The sequence below is a fragment of the Actinomadura sp. NBRC 104412 genome (assembly GCF_030269515.1).
Lineage (GTDB): Bacteria > Actinomycetota > Actinomycetes > Streptosporangiales > Streptosporangiaceae > Spirillospora.
Window position 1 is genome coordinate 1 of sequence record NZ_BSTM01000036.1, and the last position, 22,591, is coordinate 22,591.

Here is a 22,591-nt window from a genome sequence, read left to right on the forward strand (position 1 = left end):
CACCGCGACGGGTGCAGGTGCTGCCCACTCGCTCACCTAGGACGGCAAGGTGCGAGACGGGGCGTGAACTAGCATCACTCATTGGGTCCGACCCCCTGTGTCGGATCAAGGCCCCGGGCATGCCCGATGTTCGCAGCATCGGGACCGGGGCCGCCTTGTGTCTGATGCCTTCAACCCTGGCGGGCCTGAGTTTCGCGTAACCATGTCGATCGCAGATGGTGTTATGCCGATCATGCCGCGCTGACTTGAGCGTGCTGCGCATAAGAGCCGGTGCCTGAAGGGGTGACCGGGTTTAGACTGGCGCGCAGGTGGCCGAGTGCCCATGGTCAATCGGATGGGACTGATGCGGCATGACCCCTCAAGCGCGAAACCGCCCGCGTAACTGCCAGGAGTGCAATGCCCGCCTGGCACGCGACAACAGAGGCGAGCTATGCACCGCTTGTCAGCATAAGTCCCGTGATATCCGGTTGAGCCCGCCCGAGGTTCCTGCCTCCTTCTGGGAGTCTCCGCATATGCGTGAGGCTTTGGCGGCCCGGCATATCGGCAGGGTGCTGCGTGCATTCCGGAAGCACCCCCACCATTGGCCGCGCCGTTATTCCCAGGAAATCGCCAGTGCCTGGCTGAACGTCGGCCAGTCCTATGTAAGCCGTGTCGAGAAAGGTGCGCCGCCGAGTGACCTGAAGAAGCTGACGCACATCGCCCGTACGCTCCGCATCCCCGATCACCTGCTCTGGTTCACCCCCGAAGACATCCCTACGCCGATGACGGGTGCCAGAACGTCTGACGGCAGCACTCGTCCCGACCAGGCCAAGGCTTCAGCGGGCTGCAGCGTTCCAGCGGGTACCATGGGGCCAGACACCGACATAGCGGACGATTGGCGAGCGATGGAACGTCGGCTTCTGCTGAAACTCGCGGCAATGACCGGTGGTGGGATCCTCACTGCGCCTGAACAGAAGATCCGGCATCTGGCCGATATGGTTTTGACCACGCCACCTAGAACGCTTGAAGACTGGGAGATAGTGTGCGCGGATCATCTGTACGCGATTCGGACGCGTTCTCCCATTAAGGTGCGCGAGGACATGATGATCGACCTCCTCGCTGTGCGACGTCAACTACATGAAGCGAGCGGGGAGGATCCGCGGGAATTGCAGCGTGTCCATGCGGCGCTTGCGACGCTGTACGCCAATGTTCTCACTCGTTTGGGTGACCATGGGGCTGCCCTTCGATGGTGGCGGACCGCTCGTGAAGCGGCCGATATCTGCGGTGACCCCGATTTGCGCCTGGTGGTTCGCGGCTCGGAAGCGGGGTTTGGTCTCTATGGTCAGCGCTCGCCCGAGACGGTTCTTCGTCTCACGCAGAGTGCGCGCAGTATTCGGGGAAACAAGTCTCCGGTAGGGCTCGCCAAGGTCGTCAGCTCTGAGGCAAAAGCGCTGTCGCTGCTTGGCAGGCATGATGAAGCGAAGCAGAGGACGCTAGAACTAGAGAAATTCGCGCCCGGTGAGTCGGTGGCAAATCCAATCCCCAATATTTGGACCACCGATCAGGTTCATTTTACTCAAGCGTGGGTCTTCGCTGGCAGCGGTGACGAGTCGGCCGTTGCTGAGGCGCGATCTCTGGTCCTCGTGCAGAGTGTGGACTATCAGTACTTCGCTAATGTGCGGCTTCATCAGGCTATTTGCACTGTCGTGAGCGGTGGGATCGATCAGGGCGTGGGGGAAGCTACAGCGTTGCTTGATGCGTTGCCCGATTCCCATCGCAGCCAGATGATTACCGAGACTGCTAATAGAGTGCTCCAGTCTGTGCCTCTGGACCAGCGGAATCGCGATTCGGTGAATGAGTTCCGCGAGATTCTCATTGATACCGCCCCTGAGGTCCGCAGTTTGAATTGTGGGGCGTAGGCTCTACCTGAAATCGTCCTGGTGAAATGGCGCTCGTCGGCATGCCCGTCGAGATGCCTTTCGGGGTAGCCCTAGGAGTACTTCTCAGTCGGTGCTGCTCAGTGCGGTCGTCCGGGGTGCGATAATTGCGGGGTCGGCGCGCTGTGCTGCTGGCTAGTATCGCGATCATGGGGCTCAGGAGGATCGGTCAGGAGTGGAGGAGCGCTCTGGCCAATCGCGACCCGCGCATTATCGAGCGGTTGCTGCGGGGCGACGAACTGCTGAAGTCATCCGAAACGGCCGAACTGCGAGGTCTCCTGCTTCTGGGCGGCGACGGCGATGTCCCGTTCACCGCAGAGTCCGCGTGGGATGTACCGGCCAGCGTTGGCACCGTGCGCAGGGGAACGAGCCCTGCGGTGGCGTTCGGGACGACGCTCGGCGCCTCGATCCGCGAGGACTACGAGGGTGAGGACCTTGCCGACTACTACGAGACCGATGAGTTCGTCCGTGCGGTGAACGGCGAGTTCGACCGTCACATGCACTGCTGCACCTGCGACTCCGCCGCCGAGGCTTACTTCCTGGACATGGACGACCGTGCCTCGGACGGATTACCCCGGGTCGCGCTGTCGAGCATCAACGGTATGTCCGAGCGACCCGGAACGCCCTTCTGGGACTGGGTTGATGAGGCGCTGCCGTCCCTGCTGTTCTGCCATTGAGGACGGCGGCCCGCTGAAGCGAGGCGACGTCGGCTTCCTGCAATGGCCGTACGTGGGCTCGTGATGAAGATCGCCACCCGGCGAGCGCATGGGTGACCCCGAGCTTGGTGGGCCTGGACGACCGTCCCTGAAACCCTCCGGCCCGATCGCGGTGGCAAGTTCACCGATTGCTTCGATGCGGTCCGGGACGCGGGCAGAGCCGAAGGCCGACGCGATCGGCGAGCGCTGGCTCGGTGGCATCCGATCCGAGCCGCGGTACGCCGGGTCGGCGGCAGTGCGGCATAGCGACCAGTACTCGGCATCACGCAAAGCTCGCCGGTCCTGGCCGTAAACCATTTTTGGTAGGCCCCGAAGGTAGGTGTGACATAGATACGGGGGAGTATTTTCCCTATTTTCGAAACCTTGGCAGGGGTGGTGTGTCAACTGGCCTTTAGTGGCCGCAACATATCGTCGAAGATCTTGAAGATCTGTTGCATCCTACTGTCAGTGCACGCTCGCTCCGACGCCGGCAGGGGCCTCTGACGGTGGGTAAGTGGGCATGTCGGGCCGACGGTGGTGCGCACGTCCGCACGCTCTGCTAACGGCGACCGCGATCGAAAGGAATCGCACATGCTTCTGGTGATGAAAGACACGCACGAAGTCGTCAGGGTCGAGCAGACCGCCAGCCTGCTTGAGTTGATGTCCGAAAACGCGCGCAAGTCGCTGGAGCAGCGGATCGAGGACAAGGCGACACGGCATGGCTATCTACAGCGCTACATCGAGCAGAACAGGAGGGTCCCGCTCGCTGACCTCGACGAGTGCGTGTCAACGGCAGTGCGGATCATGGATTGGAAGGACCAAGACAAGCTACCTGGTGATCGCGGCTACATGGATTGGGCGATGTTCCATTATCTCACTCCTCACGCCCATGCCGCATGTGGAAGGAAAAGCCTCGAGTGGAATGCGGCGAAGAAGGCGATAGGAGATACTCAAACTAAGGTCGCGTTCGGTGGCCCGCGGATGCTGGAACTCTATTGCCGGTACATTGAATTCTTCAATGGTCAGGGCATCGATGCTGGAGACCAAGATGCACTCAGCCGGCTCGGCAAGGAGGCCGAGGCGGGAAAATCGGTGAGCCCGTATTACCCGGAAACGGTCGAGCCGAAGCTGAGGCAAGCAGCCTCCCCTGAGTCTCCTGAAGAATCGTTCATCATGCCCTTCAGTTACGGCGCCCATCTAACGTATATCCGAGTCTCCTTCGATCGGGAATCCTATCGATTCGAGTACTTTGATCGGCAGCGGCAGACGCTCACTCTGAAAGGGCAAGATATTGTCGGCTACTTCCAGGGCGACGAAATGGTCTCCGGCCGGCCCATCTATTTTGAATTCAAGATGGATTCTCAATCGCTGGCCCAACTGTGCCGGAAAGCGCAACTTCTCGCCGGGGAATTCAAGGCTGATCTCGAGGACACGCTGGTCGACACTGCACGAAAGAATACCCTCGAAAAGTTCGCCGAGAAGGCCACCGTCGTCTCGGTTTTCGGCGATCCTGAGCCGGCTCAGCACCCGGACGCGATCAACTGCCCATGGGCCAGTCTGGAGAGCATCATCCGTCACTTCGTCGGGGAGGAGGCTCTCCAGAGGCAAGTCAAGTTCATTCGTGAAGTAGCAGTGACCCACTATATCGCCGAACACGGGAGCGACGTCGAAAAGAGGATGGCGGGCCTGGAGGTAGTTAATAGCGAACGCTCATAGAACCGATGAGCGTGTGCGGTCGCGCGCGTCCCGCGTGAGTGTGGTGTCGCTTTGCTCCGTGGGGTGCTCTGCTATGGGGTTGGGGCGCCGTTCGGGATGGGGAGGAGGTCGGGGCGGGGGGTGGGTACGGGGAGGCGGTGGTCGGATAGGACGGTGTGGAGGCGGTCGGGGTAGTCGGTGACGATCGCGTTCACGCCGTAGGAGAGGTAGCGGGTCATGTCGGACGGTTCGTTCACCGTCCAGACCGCGACGGGGAGTGCCAGGGATTGGGCGTGTTCCACCAGGGCGGGCGTGGTCATGGCCATCTCTGGGGAGAGGCTGGTTGCGCCTACGTCCAGGGCGGCCGCTACCGGGTCGACCGGGTCCAGGCCGGCGCACCACGGGGTGCCTGGGACGGCTGTGACGCGTTCAATGAGGGCTACTCGGCCCGCGTCAGGGATGTATCGGCGGGCCTCGACCAGGACGCGCCAGTCGAAGGCCAGGAGGCGGCTTCGGGCCGACAGTGCGAAGGCTTGCAGGACTTCTGCGACCGCTACGGTGAAGCGGGTCACCTCGGTGTCGGGCCAGCTTGGGTCGGTCTTGAGCTCGACCGCCAGGCGTACGTCCGGGACGGTGCTCAGGAGGGCGCAGACCTCGGCCAGTGTGGGAATGCGCGTACCCGGGACCGGTAGTTGGGTGAGGACGAACGGGTCGTCGTCCCGGGTCGGGTGGCGGGTGCCCGCGTCGACCATGCGGACTTGGGCGAGCGTCAGTGTGCGGAGGGCCTTGCCTACGTAGGGGTAGTGCGGGTCGCCTGGTGTGGCCGGTTCCGTGTCCCTGGCGGTGAGCGCGGAGAGGGCTTGGTCGTGGTTGAGCACCACGACGTCGTCCTGGGTCAGCCCGACGTCGAACTCGACCGCGTGGACGCCCAGGGCCAGTGCGTGCCGGAACGCGGGCAGGGTGTTCTCCGGACGGAGACCCCGCGCTCCTCGGTGGCCGTGCAGCTCGACGGTCTCCCCGGTGAAGGTCACCCGTGCACGTTACAGCCCGTGACCGAACGCTTTGTGTCCGACCGGTGAGAACGAGGGGAACCGGATCAAACCAGGGGCCGGAGGGAGAGGGTTTGGGTGCGGCCCGGGCCGACGCCGATGGCGGAGATCTGGGCCCCTGACATGTCCTCGATGGCCCTGACGTACGCCTGGGCGTTCTTGGGGAGGTCGTCGAAGGTCTTGGCGCCGCTGATGTCCTCCTGCCAGCCGTCCAGGTACTCCAGGATCGGCTTGGCGTGGTGGAAGGCCGTCTGGGTGGTGGGGAGTTCGTCCAGGCGCTCGCCGTCGACGTCATAGGCGACGCACACGGGGACGCGTTCCAGGCCGGACAGGACGTCGAGCTTGGTGAGGAAGTAGTCGGTGATGCCGTTCACGCGGGTGGCGTAGCGGGCGATGACCGCGTCGAACCAGCCGCAGCGGCGGTCACGGCCCGTGGTGACGCCGTATTCGCCGCCGGTCTTGCGGAGGTACTCGCCCTGCTCGTCCAGCAGTTCGGTGGGGAACGGGCCCGAGCCCACGCGGGTGGTGTACGCCTTGAGGATGCCGATGACCTTGGTGATGCGGGTGGGGCCGACGCCCGAGCCCGAGCAGGCCCCGCCCGAGGTCGGGCTGGACGAGGTGACGAACGGGTAGGTGCCGTGGTCGATGTCCAGGAGGGTCCCCTGGGCCCCCTCCAGGAGGACGGTCTTGCCGTCGTCCAGCGCCTTGTTGAGGACCAGGGTGGTGTCGGCGACGTACTGCCGTAGCCGCTCGCCGTAGGCCAGGTACTCCTGGACGATCGAGGCGGTCTCGATCCGGCGCCGGTTGTAGACCTTGGTGAGCACCTGGTTCTTCTCGCGCAGCGCCAGGTCGAGCTTCTGGGTGAGGATGTTGGCGTCGAACAGGTCCTGCACCCTGATGCCCATCCGGGTGATCTTGTCGGCGTAGGCGGGGCCGATGCCGCGGCCGGTGGTGCCGATCCTGGCCTTGCCCAGGTAGCGCTCGGTGACCTTGTCCAAGGCACGGTGGTGCGGCATGATCAGGTTCGCGTTGGCGGAGATCAGCAGCCGTTCGCAGCCGATGCCGCGCTCCTTGAGGCCGTCGATCTCCTGGAGGAGGACGGCCGGGTCGATCACCACGCCGTTGCCGATCACCGGCACCACGTCGGGGGACAGGACGCCCGAGGGGAGCAGGTGCAGGGCGTAGCTCTCGTCGCCGATGACCACGGTGTGGCCGGCGTTGTTGCCACCCTGGTAGCGGACGACGTAGTCGACCTCGCCGCCCAGCAGGTCGGTGGCCTTGCCCTTGCCCTCGTCTCCCCACTGGGCTCCGACAAGAACGATGGCCGGCATGCCATTACACCTTTCCCACGACTAAGGCCCCTCGCTGGGCCTGGGTCACTCCCAGGGGAAAACCGCAAGCGCGAAGGGGCCTCTTGCGAGCAAATCGTACCCGCCGGTGGACACCAGGAAAACCGGAGCGGTCTCCGGCTAGCCGTTGTTCAGGATGTCGGCCGCCGTCTGGCTGCTGTCGCGCAGGAACGTACGGCAGCGCTCGGCCTCGTGGTCCTCGCCGATCGCGGCGGCGGCGCGTCCCAGGGCGTGCAGGCAGCGCAGGAACCCGCGGTTGGGCTCGTGCTCCCAGGGGATGGGGCCGTGGCCCTTCCAGCCGGCCCGGCGAAGCTGGTCCAGGCCACGGTGGTAGCCGGTACGGGAGTAGGCGTAGGAGTCGATGACGCTGCCCTTGGCGAAGGCCCAGTCCGCCAGCTCCGCCCAGGCGGCGGGGTAGTCCGGGTGGCGTGCGGCCACTTCGATCGCGTTGGTGCCGGACTCCAGGGCCTTGCGGGCCTCGGGGTTGTCCGGCAGTTCGGTCGGGGGCGGGCCGCCGAGCAGGTTCTGCGTCATGCGGGTCATGTTAGGCGGGGACGCGGGGTGTGCATCAACCCGGCACCGGTACCGGCATCGGCAGAGGCAGGGAGAAGCGCGCAGCTCCGTCCACCAGGGCGGAGCCGACGTCCGGCCAGCAGACGAGGATGGCCCGCATCGCTCCCTGGTTCTCCAGGATGACGTCGGCGTTGAACTCGGTGATGCCGCGCCGCTCGGCCAGCGGCGCCAGGCACGACACCAGGATCCGTCCCAGGCCGCGGCGCTGCCACGGGTCGGCGACGAGGGCCGCCAGGTCGGCGCGGTACGGCCGTGCCGCGTCCCGGGCGTACTCGGCGATGCCGATCATCTCGTCGTCCAGGAGGGCGACCATGGCCTCCCGGTCCCAGTGGTCGAGCGCGTCCATGGCCTGGACGTAGTACTCGGGGATGTAGGGCGACCCGGACCAGAAACGGGTGAAGAGGCTCCGCTTGGACAGCCGGTCGGACATGCGGCGCAGGCGGTCCGCGTCGGTGACCCCGTATGGGCGGATGCGGACGTCCCGCAGCTCCGTCCCGTCCACGTCAAGTTGCGTCATGCAACTCATTGGATCGCGCCAAGTTGCATGACGCAACTACCTCAGAGGTCAAGATCGCGAATGCGCTCAGGCTCCGGGGCCCGGCCGCGTCTCCACATCTTTGGGACCCAGGCGGACCCCGCAGGAGCCGCACGTGAGATCCTCGGTAAGGGCGCCACCGCAGTCGGCGTGGGTCACGAGCAGCGGCGGGCCGTCAGGGGCGTAGTGCCGGTCGCCCCACATCATCAGCGTCATCATGACCGGCCACAGCTCCACGCCCTTGCGGGTCAGGCGGTACTCGTATCGGTCGGGGCGCTCCTGGTAGCGGACGCGGCGGAGCAGGCCCTCGTCGCAGAGCCTGGACAGCCGGTCGGTGAGCACGTTGCGGGCGACGCCCAGCCGGTCCTGGTAGTCGTCGAAACGCCGGATGCCCTCGAACGCGGTGCGCAGGACGAGCATCGTCCAGCGATCGCCCACGACCTCCAGGGCGCGGGCGATCGAGCAGTTCTGGGTCTCGTACGTGCGTGGTAGTGCCACGTCCGAAGCCTAACCCGAGTTGCCTGAAGCAACCCACCTTCCAGGGAACGGCGGGCCGCCGCGGGATCGTGTCGGCGCGGACCATGATCCCGCGGCGGGGCATCGGTGCCGGCTTACTTGATCTTCGTTCCGGCGGAGCGGAGGTGGCGGCACGCCTCGACCACCCGCGCGGCCATGTTCGCCTCGGCCGCCTTGCCGTACGAGCGCGGGTCGTACTGCTTCTTGTTGCCGACGTCGCCGTCGACCTTCAGGACGCCGTCGAAGTTGCGGAACATGTGCTCGGCGATCGGCCGGGTGAACGCGTACTGGGTGTCGGTGTCCACGTTCATCTTGACCACGCCGTAGGACACCGCCTCCAGGATCTCCTCCTCGGTGGAGCCTGAGCCGCCGTGGAACACCAGGTCGAACGGCTTCTCCTTGCCGTACTTGGCACCGACCGCCTCCTGGATGTCCTTCAGCACGCTGGGACGCAGCTTGACGTGGCCCGGCTTGTAGACGCCGTGCACGTTGCCGAACGTCGCCGCCAGGATGTAACGGCCCTTCTCACCGATCCCCACGGCCTCGGCGGTGGCCAGGGCGTCGCCCGGGGTGGTGTACAGCTTCTCGTTGATCTCGCCGACGACGCCGTCCTCCTCGCCGCCGACGACGCCGATCTCCATCTCCATGATCACGCGGGCCTTCGCGCACTCCTCCAGCAGCTCGGCCGCGATCTGGAGGTTCTCCTCCAGCTCGATGGCCGACCCGTCCCACATGTGGGACTGGAACAGCGGCTCCTCGCCACGCGCGACCCGCTCCTGGGAGATCTTGATCAGCGGCCGCATGTAGCCGTCCAACTTGTCCTTGGGGCAGTGGTCGGTGTGCAGGGCGACGTTCACCGGGTACTTGGCCGCCACGACGCGGGCGTACTCGGCCAGGGCGGTCGCGCCCACCACCATGTCCTTGATCGTGGTTCCGGAGAGGAACTCGGCGCCGCCGGTGGAGACCTGGACGATCCCGTCGCTCTCGGCCTCGGCGAAGCCGCGCAGCGCCGCGTTCAGCGTCTGGCTGGAGGTGACGTTGATGGCGGGGTAGGCGAAGCCCTCCTGCTTGGCACGGTCGAGCATCTCCGCGTAGACCTCGGGCGTTGCGATGGGCATTTCGGCGTCCTTTCTTACGCAGCAGTGCCGTCGGGGCGGGGCGTACCGTCCACCGTCAGTATGTCGTCCGACCTCACCCGCCATGGGGGTGGGCTCCACAGCGCCAGTATCCCGGATGGGCCGCCGCCACGCCCGGCGCGCCCCTCCAAGAGGCCATGCCCCTCGCGGGACACCCACATGCCCCCTCCCGCGCGTTCCATGCGGCGCTCCACGGCTTTTTACGGCCCGGTGAACCTAGCCGCCCTGGGGCCCTGAGACGGCCCGTGAGCGAAGGAATGAGAGTATTACCCAGGACTCGACGTCTCACCGAAACGTGAGGCCCGCTCCGGGTACGCTCGCAACGTGGATCTCTCGCTCATTTCCCTTGACATCACCGAGTGGCTGCACCCGACGGCATGGCTGCAACTGTTCGGGACGTTCGCGACCGTCGGCGTCATCGCCATCATCTTCGCGGAGACCGGACTCCTGTTCGGCTGCATCCTGCCGGGTGACTCGCTGCTGTTCACGGCGGGGATCCTCACGGCCGTCTCCACGGTCAACGGCCAGGAGTTCCAGCCCTTGTCGCTGCCCTGGCTGCTGATCGGCGGCCCGATCGCGGCGATCCTCGGCGCCCAGCTCGGGCACTGGCTCGGCGCCAAATACGGCCGCAAGCTCTTCGAGCGACCCGACTCCCGGATCTTCAAGCAGGAGTACGTGGTCAAGGCCGAGTACTACTTCAACCGCTTCGGCCCGGCCCGCGCGGTGGTGCTGGCCCGCTTCATCCCGATCGTCCGGACCTTCCTCAACCCGCTGGCCGGGATGCTCGGCATGAGCCGCCGCCGCTTCTTCATCTGGAACGTGGTCGGCGGCGTGCTCTGGACGGACACGCTGTTCCTCCTCGGCCACTTCCTCGGCGCCGAGGTGCCCGACATCGAGCGCTACATCCTGCCGGGCGTCGCCGTGATCGTGCTGCTGTCGCTGATCCCGATCATCCGGGAGATGATGCGCGGACGGGGCGGCAAGGGCCGCCACGCCGGCAACGGTACGAATAAGAATGCCCCGGAAGAGTCCCGTCCGTCGCTCAGCGGTGACAGTTATCGCTAATCTCCCCATGTGGGACGTCATCGGTCGGACCCTCGTGGTCTCGCGCGCATACTGATCGCGGCCATCGCCGTGGTGCTGGCCTTAGCGCTGTTGGTCATCGGCGGCCTGGCCCTGGTGAACGCGCTGACCTCCAGTTCGAGCGAACCAGGCTCGGCGAACCCGCCCGGCACCCAGGACGCGAGCGAGAGCGCGTCGCCGACCCCCGAGCAGACCCGAGCCACCCGGACGGCCGCCGCCGCGGCCACCCCGCTGCTCATCCGCGTGATCGGCGCCCCCACCCAGGTCTTCGTCCGCGTCTCCGGCAGCGGCGAGGTACTGCAACAAGGCACCCTCAACACCGGCGAGGCCCGCCAGTACGAACAGGCCCCCCTCGACGTGGTCGCCCTCAACGGCGCCGCGGTGGAAGTGGTCATCTACGGCAAGAAGCAACCCCCCAAACCCTCGGGCACCCGCGGCGAATGGTTCGTCCCAGAACGCTAGCCCCACCGACCACCCCTAGAACCGCCGCGACAGCCCCCGCAGGCACCCCCGCCAACCAGCCGATCACCGCCACGCCACCCCACATCCGGCCATGGCCAAGATCAGCAATCATCGCCGCCAGGCGAGAAGCACAGCCACACCCACCCCCGAACGGTCGCCCAAGCGCCGCGATCGCGTCCAAAGGCAGGGCAAGCGCCAGCGAAACCCTGATCGCGTAGCGAGCCCCAGGCCGGATCGGAGCGATGCCAGCGATCGCCGCAACCGCAAAAAGCGACGAGCCGCCAAGGCGAGGAGCGCCGCTCGCGCCTGCCAATAAACAACACTCTCGCACCCACCCCAGCCCCTCACCCCAGCCCCGAACGGCGCCCAAGCGCTGCGATCGCGTCCGAAGGCAGATTCGAGCGGAGCGAGAATCTGATCGCGGAGCGAGCCTCTAGGCGAGTCGGAGCGATGCAGCGATCGCCGCAGGCGCGACAAGCGAGGAGCGCCAGCGACGAGCGCAGCTCGCGCCTGCCATAAGAATGAGCGCGCCCAGCGCCCGACGCCGCAGGCACCGCCAACAAACACAGCGCGACGAGCCGCTAGGGCGAGGAGCGCAGCTCGCGCCTGCCAATGAACACCTCTCGCACCCACCTCAGCCCGTCACACCAGCCCCGAACGGTCGCTCAGGCGTTGCGATCGCGTCCGAAGGCAGGGGCGAGCGCCAGCGAGACCCTGATCGCGGAGCGAGCCTCTAGGCGAGTCGGAGCGATGCAGCGATCGCCGCAGGCGCGACAAGCGAGGAGCGCCAGCGACGAGCGCAGCTCGCGCCTGCCAATAGTCACAGCAGCTCGGTGAGGGTGTAGGGGTGGCGGTAGTCGAGGCCCTCGGCGGTGATGCGTTCGGTGGCGCCTCTTTCCACGATTGTGGCTACGGCGACGACGTGGGCGCCTTCGGCGCGTAGTGCTTCTACGGCTGTGAGTACTGAGTTTCCTGTGGTGGAGGTGTCTTCTACGGCGAGTACTCGGCGGCCCTTGACGTCTGGGCCTTCGATGCGGCGTTGGAGGCCGTGGGCTTTGTCGGTTTTGCGTACCACGAAGGCGTCGAGGTGGCGGCCGCGGGCGGCGGCGGCGTGGAGCATGGCGGTGGCGACGGGGTCGGCGCCGAGGGTGAGGCCGCCGACGGCGTCGTAGTCCAGGTCGGCGGTCAGGTCGAGCATGACGCGTCCGACGAGGGGGGCCGCTTTGCCGTCCAGGGTGACTCGGCGCAGGTCGACGTACCAGGACGCGCGCTGGCCTGAGGACAGCACGAAGTCGCCTTTGACGACGGCCTTGGACTTGATCTCTTCGAGGAGGGCTTCGCGGTCGCTCACAGGGAGAACCCTAGGGGGACGGGTCGTGGCGGGGGAAACGGGGCGGCGGTCGGCGGGCTGTACCGTGGGCGCGGGAGGTGACGTGACCCCCGGAACGCTGGTGCTGTTGCACGCCCCGTACTCGCGCGCCGAAGCGTGGGGTGATCTGCCGGAGGCGTTGCGCCGGCATGGGCTGGACGTGGTGGTGCCGGATGTACCGGACAGTTCGGGGCCGCGGTACGTGGCCAGGGCATCGCTGATCATTTCGGCGACGGGTCCGGTGTCGCCGCTGGTGCTGGTGGCTTCGGGTGGGGCGGGGCCGCTGGTTCCGGCGGTCGCGCTGGCGCAGCGGGCGGCGCACCGCAGGGTCGGCGGGTACGTGTTCGTGGACGCGGACCTGCCCAGGCCCCCGGTCGGGCAGAGTGATGAGCCGGTGGCGATGCCGCCCGACTGGCCGGAGGCGCCGTGCGGCTACCTGCGTACCGATCATTCGTTGGCGCGTACGGCCGACGAGGACCGGGCGTTGCGGGAGGCGCGGTTGCGCGGCTGGGTGGTCGCCGAGCAGGGGCCGGGCACGTCCAAGGCGCTCACCCTCAACGGGCTGATCGCGGCCCTGTGACCGGCCTCAGGTGTCGTTCTTCAGCAGGTCGTCCAGGAGGGCGTCGTAGTCGTCCTCGGGACGGCCCAGGTCGACGCGCGCCCGGTAGCGCAGCCGCAGCAGCGCCTCAAGGCTGTCTTCGGCGAGGGCCACGTCGTCGGGGCCGGGGGTGAACTCCTCCTCGGCGCCCCTGGTGGGGGAGGCGCCGGTGCCCGCCCCGATGCCGACGGCGCGGTCGCGGAGGGCGAGGACGACGTCGGCGCCGGCGGTGGCCCACTCGTGCGCCCCGGCCGCGTCGCCCTGGGCGTACAGCACCTCGGCCACCGCGCGGTAGACCTCCGGGTCGCTGGGTGCGTCGGCGCGGATCTGCTCGACCAGCTTGCGCGCCTCGTCGGCCTCGCCCAGCTCGAACAGCGCGTCGGCCAGGTAGGCGCGGGGGTCGCCGTAGGTCTCGCCGCCGTCCTCGATGGCGGTCCGGTACAGTTCGGCGGCTCGCGCGTGGTCGCCCGCGTGCTGCCACTGCTCGCCCGCGCGCAGCAGCACGTTCGCACGTGACACCCCGCCGGACACCGACTCGGCGAGCTCGGAGAGCCGCCGTGCCGCCGAGATGTGATCGCCCGTGCGCAGGGTGTCGAACTCCAGGTCGTCGAGATCGTCTTCCGTCACATGCGTCACGGTTCAACGCTACCCGTCGCCCGCCGAACGAAGCGGGTGAATCGTGGAGGATCGTGAACTACCTACGCGTTCCACGTCGCCCCGCTGGTCGTCGGCACAGGGTCACCTGCGGGAACGTTCGAGCGCGTCCCAGAAACCGCGGCGGAGGGCGTGCCGCACTTCGTCGTGCAGCAGGAAGTCGATCGGCAGCGAGGAGCCCTGGAGCAGCCGCGCCTCCAGGTCGGACGGCATCCGGGGCTTGCGCGCGAGCACGGCCTCCAGCCACAGGGCCGGGGCGTCCCGCGCGACGGACTCGCCGAAGTCCTGCCCTTCGCGGTGGGCGGCCTTGACGGCGTCGGCGAGGGTCGGCGCCGCCTGCTGGGCGGGTACGGGCGCGATCTGCTGGGGGCCGGTGTACGGGCCGTGCGACTGTGGTGCCGGGGGTTGTGAGGGAGGCGGGGGTGACAGGGCGGGGGGTGGCGGGGAGAGCGCGGGCGGCGGGGGCGAGGAGGACGGCGGGAGGTACTGGGGTCCGGTGCTGGACGGGGCGGAGGTCGGTGTGGGCGCCGCGTGCAGCGGGGACGGGGGGCCCTGCGAGGGCGATGAGGGCAGGTCGTTCGGGCCTGTCCCGGCTCCCAGGGCGCTCATCGAGCCGTTCGCGGGTGGCAGGCGCGGCGCGGACCCGTTGCCGCCGAAGCCCGTGTCGGAGGTGAAGCTTCCGATGCCGGTCGTATCCGGGCCGTAGCCGGGGCCCGCGCCGCCGGAGTCGCCGGTCGTGGAGCTGTACGACCCGTACTTGCCGGGCTCGTAGCCGGAGCCGGACGTGTCGGTGTCATAGCGGGAGCCCGTTTTGTAACCGGATCCCGTGTCGTGACCGGAGGCCGTGCCGTAGCTCGAACCCGTGTCATAGCTGGAACCGGTGTCGTAGCCCGAGCCCGTGTCGTACCCGGAGGTGGACGGCCTGGCGAAGTCGACGGTGGAGTTCTGGCCCGTCGAGGACGAGGCGGACGAGTCGTACGAGGGCGGCGGGCCGGTCAGCGGCGAGGACGGAGGCGGGCCGCTGTGGGGGCCGGTGGTCTGGAGCGGGGTGAGGGAGCCGGGCGTCCCGTGCCCGTTGGACAGCGGCCCGGACGGCGAGGTGGAGGACGAGGCCGGCGCGGGGCTGAGCGCCCCGGCGGTCGTGGAGGCGGGGGCCTCGATGCCGGCGAGCAGGTTGACGTACGGGCGGAGCTGCGCGGGGCCGACCTCGATGAGGTCGTCGCATTCCTGGCGGAGCGAGCGGGAGATCGTCCAGTTGCCGTCGACGGCCACGTGCACGACCGTGACGCGGACGCCGAAGTCCTGCGCGTCCACGATCACCTGGGCCAGTTCCTCGTCGCCGCTGACCAGCACCGCCTCGGCCAGCGCGCCGTTGCGGGCCAGCGTCATCAGATCGCGGTGGATCTCGGTGTCGACGCCCTCGCGCTTGCCCGGACGCATCCGGCCGAGCCGGAGCTTGAGCCCGGGCAGGTCGGCCAGGGCCTCGTGTTCGAGCGAGCGCCGTCCTTCGACGGTGGCCTCGTACCAGTAGCAGCGCAGCATCGGCAGGCCGGTGCGCTCGCAGGCGAGGTTGCCGAGCAACTGGAGGAGTCCGCCGAAGTCCCAGGAGACGGTGTCGCGATGGCGGGTGCCGTGCACCGCCATGGCGCCGTCCGCCAGCAGGTAGCCGGCGTCTACGAACAGCGCGCAGCGATCCATGCGACATCGCCCTTCCTCAACACGGGACCTCTCGGGAAGCCCACTCCTCGGTCAGGTCGGCGAGGGGAGCATCGGCGGGCGGTCTCCCCTCTCTGCTTCGGGGGTCGCGGGCCGGGGAGAGACCCGGCCCGCCTTAGCGTATAGAAAGCCGTTAGCCACGTAGGCCAATACGGCGATTCGCCACTCTTTCATGACACTTCGTGACTCGTCGCCGCGCCGTGTGGCTCAGCGCGGACGCTACCAGCCTTTCCGGTCTGTCCCCGATTCCGCCACATGATCTTTACATGAGGATTCGATGGCGTGGAGGCTCGGCCGCCGGGTCAGCAGATGGTGGCGGCGCCCATCCCGGTGAGCGAGGTCGCGTCGCGCGGCGTCTCCCAGCGGACGTGGCAGCGGCGCCCGTCCAGCTCGACGGTGGCGATGGCGTTGTCGAACCAGGGGCCGTCGGTGATCCGCCATTTCAGCGGGGGCGGCGCCACCTTCGACAGCCTGGCCAGCAACCGGAACGGTCCGGGCACCGCCCGCGAGCACGCGATCTTGTTGGCCCAGCGGAACCTGCCGACCAGCGGGTTGCGCAGCGGGGAGCACACGATCTGCGTGATGGCCGTCCCCGTGCTCGGCTCGGTGACCCGCGCCAGGTAGGAGTAGTGGATGTCGCCGGACAGGAAGGAGATGCTGGCCGGCGCGTCGCCGCGTTCACCGCGCGCCACCGCGACCACGTCCTCGGCCACGGCGCGGAACGACGCGTCGAACGCGGCCCAGTGCTCCAGGTCGGCGCCCTGCCGCAGCCTCTCGCCGAGCCGCGCGGCCCGCCCGCCCCAGGCGCCGCCTGCCATGGCCTCGTTCCACGCCTCGGCGTGGTGGATGGCGCGGGGCAGCAGGTACGGCAGCGAGCTGGCGATCAGCAGGTGGTCCCTCCCGCCCTGGCACTGCTCGTCCAGCCACTGGAACTCGTCGTCGTCGAGCATGCCGCGGCGGTCGGCGGTGAGCAGGCGGGAGCAGCGGCTGTCCACGACGACCAGCCGGGTGCCGCCCCAGTCGTGGACGTAGCTCCAGCGCGTGGTGGCGGGCTCCTTGTCGGCGCGCTCGGCGAACTCGTCGATGATCTCGGCGGCGTCCGCGCCGCCGGCGGCGGCCGCGAGCACCTTCGCGTACAGCGGCTCGGCCGCGCGCTGCTCCGGCGACAGGTTGCCGAGGTGCTGGTAGATCCAGTACGAGCCGATGCCGCCGGTGATCCGCGCCCGCCACCACGGCTTGGCCCACATCTGCCGCCGCCAGGTGTAGGAGGTGTTCCAGTCGTCCCGCACGTCGTGGTCGTCGAAGATCGTGTACGTGGGGACGGTGGACAGCAGCCACCGCACCGCGGGGTCGTCGCGCCATGCCAGCTTGTAGAGCATGGTGTAGTCCTCGAAGTCGGCGACCTCGCCCTCGGGCTCGGTGCCGGGGGCGCGCCGCTCGGCCAGGTACGCCCGCATCTCCTCGCCCAGCTCGTCGGCGTAGATCTGGTCGCCGACCATCAGCAGCACGTCCGGCCAGGCGGAGTCCTCGGTGCCGGGCGCGGCGAGGCGGTGGGCGAAGGCGGACAGGGCGTCCAGGCCGTGCAGCCCGGCGCGGTCGGGCGAGCGGCGGCAGGAGCCGAACGAGAGGCGCACCGGTCCCGAGGGGTCGATCGTCCTGATCGCCGGGGCGGGGAACGGGCCGCCGGGCTCCGGCCACACCCGCTCGCCGTCCAGCGCGACCGCGTAGGGGATCGTGGCGCCCGGTTCAAGGCCCTCCACGTCCACCAGCGCGTAGTGGTGGCCGTGCGCGGTGAACGTGGAGGCGGAGGCGTTCACGCCGTGTTCTTCGCTGAAGACCCGTACTTCGCAGGGACGGTCGGTCTCGACCCAGATCGTGGCGGTGCGGTCGGCCACGTGCCGGAGCAGGGGCCCGAGTACCAAGGCGGTCATAACAGGCTTCTCTAGCGGACGCGCGGTGGCCGCGTCCAATGTTCCCGCGCATCCGCCTCGGAACGTACGGACGCCGCGGCGCGTACCAGAGCGGCGACCGCGGGTGAACGGCTGTCCTCCGGCCAGGCCGGCACGACGCTGGCCGGCGGGGCGTCCAGGACAGCGGTGTCGGGTCCCTGACGTTCATGACCGACCCGGAGCACTACATGTCACGGTTGCCCGCCGTGGCCGCCTACCCTTCGTCCAAGGCTGCCCTGAACGCGCTCACGGTGCAGTACGCAAAGGAGCTGCGCGGCGACGAGATCCTGGTGAACGCCGCCGTCCCCGGTGCGTGCGATACCGACTTCACCAAGGGCCTAGGGCTGAACATCACCCGGACGGCCGCGCAGGGCGCCGCCATAGCCGTACATCTGGCCACGCTGGGGCCGGACGGCCCGACCGGTGGGGTCCTTCGACGACAGCGGCCCCGTCCCTTGGTGAGGCCGGATCCGGCCGGGCGCGTCACCTCGGGGCCGGGGCAGAGTTAGGGCACCGAAGTGTTCGCGGCGAAAGGACCCCGTTCATGCCCCCCACTCCCCGCACCACCCTGTCCGTCCGTTACAACCCGGTCATCGCCTGGGTGGCCCTGGCGCTGGGCGTGCTCAACTTCATCCTCGGCGCCCTGGTGCCGATGGTGGTGAACCTGGTCCTCGGCATCATGTTCATCGTGCTGGGCGCGCTGTATCTGAGCCGGGAGTACTTCACCTACACCACGCACACCCGCACCCTCGAAGTGATCGCCCCGGTCGGCACCCGCCGCGCGTTCCGCGGGGCGGACGAGTCGTCGCTCGTCGTCGAGGGCAACCGGATCGTGCTGGTGCGGGCGGACGGCCGCCGCAAGAAGCTGCCGGTGATGCGCTGGATGTCGCGTCCCGAGCAGTGGGACGCCGTGATCGCGGCGATCGGGGAGTCCCGGAAACCCGCCTGAGCGTCAGGGGAGCAGTCCCGCGCGCCGCGCGTTCCGTACGGCCTCCGTACGGGTGTGGCTGTTGAGCTTGCGCATGGCCGACTTCAGGTAGCTCTTCACCGTGGCGGGCAGCAGCCCGAGCTGGGTGGCGGCCTGCGCGTTGGTGCAGCCGATCGCCACATAGGACAGGACGTCCAGCTCGCGCGGCGACAGCTCGGGACGGGGTTCGGGCTTCGCCGTCCCGGCCGCGGCGAGGCGGTGGGAGGCGTCCAGGAGCCTCGCGCGTACCTGCGGGTCGGTGATCTGGTCGGCGAGGCCGCGCAGCTCCGCGTGCACCGCCCGCACCTCCTCCCAGCGGGCGGACGCCTCCGCCGGGCTCGTGGCCGGGGTCCCCTCGGCGTGCAGGCGGGCCAGCGCCTGGTCGGCCTCATCCCGTACGGCCAGGTCCTGCTCAAGGTCGCGGCCGGCCTGGACGGCCATCGCCACCACCCGGTCGGCGATCGACAGCGGCTCGCGCAACGCCCCGTACAGGACGCCGCGCACCCGGCGCCGCACCACGACGGGGACGGCCACGATCGACAGCAACCCCTCGTCGGCCACCGGGGCGTCGTAGTCGTGGCTGATGGTGGACGCGTGCGGGTAGTCGCTGACCCACACGGGACGGCCCAACGCCATCGCCTTCCCGCCCAGCCCGGAGTTGCGCCGCACCACCAGCCCGTCCAGGGAGCCGGTGACGCCGCCGACCAGCTCGGTGATCCGCATCCGGTCGGGGCCGCACAACGCGCCGCCGAACACCATCGGCAGCCCGGTGGACCGCTGCAACGCCAGAACCGCCGTGCGCACCGCTCCCGCGTCGTCACCCATGCCCAGAGCATGCACGGCGGACGCTCCGTAGTGAAGTGCCCCGGGTGATCCGAATCACCCGGGACACTCCTCAGGCGGTGGGGACGTCCTTGTCCGGGAGGCCCAGGATGCCGATGGCCTCCTCGCGCATCTGCACCTTGCGGACCTTCCCGGTGACGGTCATCGGGAACTCGTCCACCAGATGCACGTACCGGGGGATCTTGAAGTGGGCGAGCCGGCCCGTGCAGAACGCCCGCAGGGACTCGGCGGTCAGCGGTTCGGCGCCGGGGCGCAGCCGGATCCAGGCCATCAGCTCCTCGCCGTACTTCTCGTCCGGGACGCCGATGACCTGCGCGTCCACGATGTCGGGATGGGTGTAGAGGAACTCCTCCACCTCGCGCGGATAGATGTTCTCCCCGCCCCTGATCACCATGTCCTTGATGCGGCCGGTGATGTTGACATAGCCCTCGGCGTCCATGACCGCGAGGTCGCCGGTGTGCATCCAGCGGGCGGAGTCGATGACCTCGGCGGTCTTGTCCGGCTGCTCCCAGTAGCCCAGCATCACCGAGTAGCCGCGGGTGCACAGCTCGCCCGGCGTGCCGCGGGGGACGGTGACGCCGCTCTCCGGGTCGATGACCTTGATCTCCAGATGCGGGTGGACGGTGCCGACCGTGGAGACCCGGCGGTCCAGCGAGTCGTCCGCGCGGGTCTGGGTGGACACCGGCGAGGTCTCGGTCATGCCGTAGCAGATCGCCACCTCGGTCATCCCCATCCGCTCGATGACCTGCTTCATCACCTCCACCGGGCAGGGCGAGCCCGCCATGATCCCGGTGCGCAGGGACGACAGGTCGTGGGTGGCGAAGGACGGGTCGTTCAGCTCGGCGATGAACATCGTCGGCACCCCGTACAGCGAGGTGCAGCGCTCGGCCGCGACCGCCGCCAGCGTGGCCGCCGGGTCGAACCCGGGCGCGGGGATCACCACGCAGGCGCCGTGGCTGGTGGCCGCCAGGTTGCCCATCACCATGCCGAAGCAGTGGTAGAAGGGCACCGGGACGCAGACCCGGTCCTCCTGGTCGTAGCCGCACAGCTCACCGACGAAGAAGCCGTTGTTGAGGATGTTGTGGTGGGACAGCGTGGCGCCCTTGGGGAACCCGGTCGTCCCGCTGGTGTACTGGATGTTGATCGGGTCGTCGGCGGTGAGGTCCCGGGCGGCCTCCGCCAGCCGCGCCCGGTCGCCGTTCCGGCCCGCGTCGTGCAGCGCGTCCCAGGACTCCCGGCCGATCAGGACGACGTCGCGGAGCGCGGCGCACCGCGGCCGCACCTCCTCGATCATCGCCGCGTAGTCGGAGGTCTTGAACGCGGGCGCGGCCACCAGCGTGCGGATACCCGCCTGGTTGAGCACGAACTCCAGCTCGTGCACGCGGTACGCGGGGTTGATGTTGACCAGGATCGCGCCGATCCTCGCGGTGGCGTACTGGACGAACACCCACTCGGCGCGGTTGGGCGACCAGATCCCGACGCGGTCGCCCTTGGTCACGCCCAGGTCCAGCAGGCCCAGCGCGATCGCGTCGATCTCGGCGGACAGCTCCGCGTACGTCCAGCGGCGGCCGGTCTCGAACTCCACCAGCGCGTCCCGTTCCGGGAAGGCGGCGGCGGTCCGGTCGAAGTTGACGCCGATGGTGTCGCCCAGCAGGGGCTTGGCGGAGGTGCCCGAGGCGTAGGAGAGTTCGGTCATCGCAGTTCGTCCTCCCGGAACTCGCCCTCGGGGCGTGCGGACGGGTCGGGATGTTTGGCGGCCTCCTCGGCGCGCAGCTCGACCCGGCGGATCTTGCCGGAGATGGTCTTGGGCAGCGTCGCGAACTCCAGGAGGCGGACGCGCTTGAACGGGGACAACTGCTCCCGGCAGTGCTGGAAGATCGCCTTGGCGGTGGCGGCGGTCGGCTCCCAGCCCGCGGCCAGCGTCACGTACGCCTTCGGCACCGCGAGCCGCACCGGGTCGGGCGACGGGACGACCGCGGCCTCCGCCACCGCCTCGTGCTCGATCAGCACGCTCTCCAGCTCGAACGGGGAGATCCGGTAGTCGGACGCCTTGAACACGTCGTCGGCGCGGCCCACGTAGGTGATGTAGCCGTCGGCGTCGCGGGAGCCGATGTCGCCGGTGTGGTACACGCCCCCGGCCATCGCCTCGTCGGTGCGCTCCTCGTCCCCGTGGTATCCGGTCATCAGGCCGAGCGGGCGGTCCTCCAGGTCGACGCAGATCTCGCCCTCGTCGGACGGCTCCCCGGTCGCCGGATCCACGAGGGTGATCGTGTAGCCGGGCACGGGCCGTCCCATCGAACCGGGCTTGACCGGCTGGCCGGGCGTGTTGGCGATCTGGACGGTGGTCTCGGTCTGCCCGAAGCCGTCCCGGATCGTCACCCCCCACGCCTCGCGGACCCGCTCGATCACCTCGGGGTTCAGCGGCTCGCCGGCCGCGACCACCTCCCGGGGCGGGGTGGACAGCCGGGACAGATCGGACTGGATCAGCATCCGCCACACGGTCGGGGGCGCGCAGAAGCTGGTGATGCCGCACCGCTCCATCTCGCTCAGCAGCCGGTCCGCGTCGAAGCGCGTGTAGTTGAAGATGAACACGCAGGCTTCGGCGTTCCAGGGCGCGAAGACATTGCTCCAGGCGTGCTTGGCCCAGCCCGCCGAGGAGATGTTCAGATGCACGTCCCCCGGGCGCAGCCCGATCCAGTACATGGTCGACAGGTGGCCCACGGGGTAGCTCGCGTGGGTGTGCTCGACCAGCTTGGGGCGGGCGGTCGTGCCGGACGTGAAGTACAGCAGGAGCGTGTCGCTGGAGAAGGTGGTGCCGTAGGCGTCGAACGCGGTCTCCGCCTCGTACGCCTCGTCGTACCGCAGCCAGCCCTCGACCTCGGGTCCCACCGCGATGCGCGTGTAGTCACCCGGGACGTCGGCGAATCTGTCGGTGGCGTCCGAGCGGACCACGACATGCTTGGCCTTGCCCCTGGTGATGCGGTCGCGCAGGTCGGCCGCACCCATGAGCGGGGTGGTGGGGATCAGGACCACGCCCAGCTTCATCGCCGCCAGGATCGTCTCCCACAACTCGACCTGGTTGCCGAGCATGAGGATGACGCGGTCGCGCCGCCGTACCCCCGCCGCGCGCAACCGGTTGGCGACCTGGTTGGAACGGCGCGACAACTCGGCGAAGGAGTACTTGGCCTCCGAGCCGTCCTCCTCCACGATCCACAACGCCGGGCGGTCGTTGCCTTCGGCGATCGCGTCGAACCAGTCCAGCGCCCAGTTGAACCCGGTCAGCACCGGCCAGCGGAACTTCTCGTACGCCGTCGCGTAGTCCTCGCGATGGGCCAGCAGGAAGTCGCGGGCCGCGCGAAACTCGACTGCCGTCATGGCTCCTCCTCGTAGTAGCCGCACAGCGACCCCGATGACATGGATCGTTGGCCAAGCCTCCGGCGCGCACCACCCCCGAAAGGGGGTACTCGGCTGTCTACCCAGCCGCGA

General features: G+C 68.6%; 21 protein-coding genes. 8 read left to right on the forward strand and 13 right to left on the reverse strand.

What is annotated here, in order from left to right; genetic code table 11:
* The first annotated feature begins 512 nt into the window (after nucleotides 1-512).
* The 3 genes from QSK21_RS31080 (at nucleotide 513) to QSK21_RS31090 (ending at nucleotide 4,327) form a co-directional block, all read left to right on the forward strand.
* Nucleotides 513-1,898: a helix-turn-helix domain-containing protein gene (locus tag QSK21_RS31080; protein WP_285701048.1), complete on the forward strand. Its 1,386-nt coding sequence runs from the start codon at nucleotides 513-515 to the stop codon at nucleotides 1,896-1,898.
* Nucleotides 1,899-2,065: 167 nt separating this feature from the next.
* Nucleotides 2,066-2,593 (forward strand): hypothetical protein, encoded by a 528-nt coding sequence (locus QSK21_RS31085; protein WP_285701050.1) that lies wholly within the window; start codon nucleotides 2,066-2,068, stop codon nucleotides 2,591-2,593.
* Nucleotides 2,594-3,202: 609 nt separating this feature from the next.
* Nucleotides 3,203-4,327 carry a hypothetical protein gene (locus QSK21_RS31090; protein ID WP_285701051.1) on the forward strand — a complete coding sequence of 375 codons (1,125 nt, stop codon included), beginning with the start codon at nucleotides 3,203-3,205 and terminating at the stop codon, nucleotides 4,325-4,327.
* Nucleotides 4,328-4,398: 71 nt separating this feature from the next.
* Here the strand turns inward: QSK21_RS31090 and QSK21_RS31095 are convergent, their stop codons facing one another.
* The 6 genes from QSK21_RS31095 to fbaA all read right to left on the reverse strand — a co-directional run bounded on the left by QSK21_RS31095 (nucleotide 4,399) and on the right by fbaA (nucleotide 9,446).
* Nucleotides 4,399-5,337: a glycerophosphodiester phosphodiesterase family protein gene (locus tag QSK21_RS31095; RefSeq protein WP_285701052.1), complete on the reverse strand. Its 939-nt coding sequence runs from the start codon at nucleotides 5,335-5,337 to the stop codon at nucleotides 4,399-4,401.
* A gap of 65 nt (nucleotides 5,338-5,402) precedes the next feature.
* Nucleotides 5,403-6,686, reverse strand: coding sequence for an adenylosuccinate synthase (locus QSK21_RS31100; RefSeq protein ID WP_285701053.1), 1,284 nt, complete (start codon nucleotides 6,684-6,686; stop codon nucleotides 5,403-5,405).
* A gap of 138 nt (nucleotides 6,687-6,824) precedes the next feature.
* Nucleotides 6,825-7,247 (reverse strand): DUF3151 domain-containing protein, encoded by a 423-nt coding sequence (locus tag QSK21_RS31105; protein WP_285701054.1) that lies wholly within the window; start codon nucleotides 7,245-7,247, stop codon nucleotides 6,825-6,827.
* 25 nt (nucleotides 7,248-7,272) lie between these two features.
* The gene (locus QSK21_RS31110) at nucleotides 7,273-7,794 is read right to left on the reverse strand and encodes a GNAT family N-acetyltransferase (RefSeq protein ID WP_285701056.1); all 522 of its coding nucleotides are present in this window, start codon (nucleotides 7,792-7,794) and stop codon (nucleotides 7,273-7,275) included.
* Nucleotides 7,795-7,860: 66 nt separating this feature from the next.
* Nucleotides 7,861-8,310 (reverse strand): winged helix-turn-helix transcriptional regulator, encoded by a 450-nt coding sequence (locus QSK21_RS31115; protein WP_285701058.1) that lies wholly within the window; start codon nucleotides 8,308-8,310, stop codon nucleotides 7,861-7,863.
* Between the two features lie 113 nt (nucleotides 8,311-8,423).
* Entirely contained in the window at nucleotides 8,424-9,446 is a 1,023-nt protein-coding gene (fbaA, locus tag QSK21_RS31120; protein ID WP_285701060.1) for a class II fructose-bisphosphate aldolase, read from the reverse strand.
* Nucleotides 9,447-9,788: 342 nt separating this feature from the next.
* Here fbaA and QSK21_RS31125 point away from each other — a divergent pair, with 342 nt between their 5' ends.
* Complete coding sequence (locus QSK21_RS31125) at nucleotides 9,789-10,529, forward strand: DedA family protein (RefSeq protein WP_285701061.1); 741 nt, start codon at nucleotides 9,789-9,791, stop codon at nucleotides 10,527-10,529.
* Nucleotides 10,530-10,538: 9 nt separating this feature from the next.
* Nucleotides 10,539-11,009 carry a RodZ domain-containing protein gene (locus QSK21_RS31130; RefSeq protein WP_285701062.1) on the forward strand — a complete coding sequence of 157 codons (471 nt, stop codon included), beginning with the start codon at nucleotides 10,539-10,541 and terminating at the stop codon, nucleotides 11,007-11,009.
* An 820-nt stretch (nucleotides 11,010-11,829) separates the two neighbouring features.
* Here QSK21_RS31130 and pyrE read toward each other — a convergent pair.
* A complete protein-coding gene (pyrE, locus tag QSK21_RS31135) occupies nucleotides 11,830-12,360 on the reverse strand; it encodes an orotate phosphoribosyltransferase (protein WP_285701063.1) in 531 nt (176 codons plus the stop codon).
* Nucleotides 12,361-12,442: 82 nt separating this feature from the next.
* Between pyrE and QSK21_RS31140 the strand changes: the two genes are divergently transcribed.
* On the forward strand, nucleotides 12,443-12,958 hold the full coding sequence (locus QSK21_RS31140; protein WP_502871616.1) for a hypothetical protein: 516 nt from the start codon (nucleotides 12,443-12,445) through the stop codon (nucleotides 12,956-12,958).
* A 6-nt stretch (nucleotides 12,959-12,964) separates the two neighbouring features.
* Here the strand turns inward: QSK21_RS31140 and QSK21_RS31145 are convergent, their stop codons facing one another.
* From QSK21_RS31145 to QSK21_RS31155, 3 genes are all read right to left on the reverse strand, one after another.
* Nucleotides 12,965-13,612, reverse strand: a complete 648-nt coding sequence (locus tag QSK21_RS31145) for a tetratricopeptide repeat protein (RefSeq protein ID WP_285701065.1) — start codon at nucleotides 13,610-13,612, stop codon at nucleotides 12,965-12,967.
* 102 nt (nucleotides 13,613-13,714) lie between these two features.
* A complete protein-coding gene (locus QSK21_RS31150) occupies nucleotides 13,715-15,328 on the reverse strand; it encodes an NYN domain-containing protein (RefSeq protein ID WP_285701066.1) in 1,614 nt (537 codons plus the stop codon).
* Nucleotides 15,329-15,648: 320 nt separating this feature from the next.
* On the reverse strand, nucleotides 15,649-17,277 hold the full coding sequence (locus QSK21_RS31155) for an alkaline phosphatase D family protein (protein WP_285701067.1): 1,629 nt from the start codon (nucleotides 17,275-17,277) through the stop codon (nucleotides 15,649-15,651).
* A gap of 185 nt (nucleotides 17,278-17,462) precedes the next feature.
* Here QSK21_RS31155 and QSK21_RS31160 point away from each other — a divergent pair, with 185 nt between their 5' ends.
* Together QSK21_RS31160 and QSK21_RS31165 are read left to right on the forward strand one after the other, a co-directional pair.
* Complete coding sequence (locus QSK21_RS31160; RefSeq protein ID WP_285701068.1) at nucleotides 17,463-17,804, forward strand: SDR family NAD(P)-dependent oxidoreductase; 342 nt, start codon at nucleotides 17,463-17,465, stop codon at nucleotides 17,802-17,804.
* Nucleotides 17,805-17,839: 35 nt separating this feature from the next.
* Nucleotides 17,840-18,244: a hypothetical protein gene (locus tag QSK21_RS31165; RefSeq protein WP_285701069.1), complete on the forward strand. Its 405-nt coding sequence runs from the start codon at nucleotides 17,840-17,842 to the stop codon at nucleotides 18,242-18,244.
* 3 nt (nucleotides 18,245-18,247) lie between these two features.
* Here the strand turns inward: QSK21_RS31165 and QSK21_RS31170 are convergent, their stop codons facing one another.
* The 3 genes from QSK21_RS31170 to QSK21_RS31180 all read right to left on the reverse strand — a co-directional run bounded on the left by QSK21_RS31170 (nucleotide 18,248) and on the right by QSK21_RS31180 (nucleotide 22,480).
* Nucleotides 18,248-19,087: a helix-turn-helix transcriptional regulator gene (locus QSK21_RS31170; protein ID WP_285701071.1), complete on the reverse strand. Its 840-nt coding sequence runs from the start codon at nucleotides 19,085-19,087 to the stop codon at nucleotides 18,248-18,250.
* A gap of 70 nt (nucleotides 19,088-19,157) precedes the next feature.
* Nucleotides 19,158-20,801, reverse strand: a complete 1,644-nt coding sequence (locus QSK21_RS31175; RefSeq protein ID WP_285701072.1) for an AMP-binding protein — start codon at nucleotides 20,799-20,801, stop codon at nucleotides 19,158-19,160.
* On the reverse strand, nucleotides 20,798-22,480 hold the full coding sequence (locus QSK21_RS31180; RefSeq protein ID WP_285701074.1) for an AMP-binding protein: 1,683 nt from the start codon (nucleotides 22,478-22,480) through the stop codon (nucleotides 20,798-20,800). The genes QSK21_RS31175 and QSK21_RS31180 overlap by 4 nt, the downstream gene beginning before the upstream one ends.
* Between the last annotated feature and the right edge of the window lie 111 nt (nucleotides 22,481-22,591).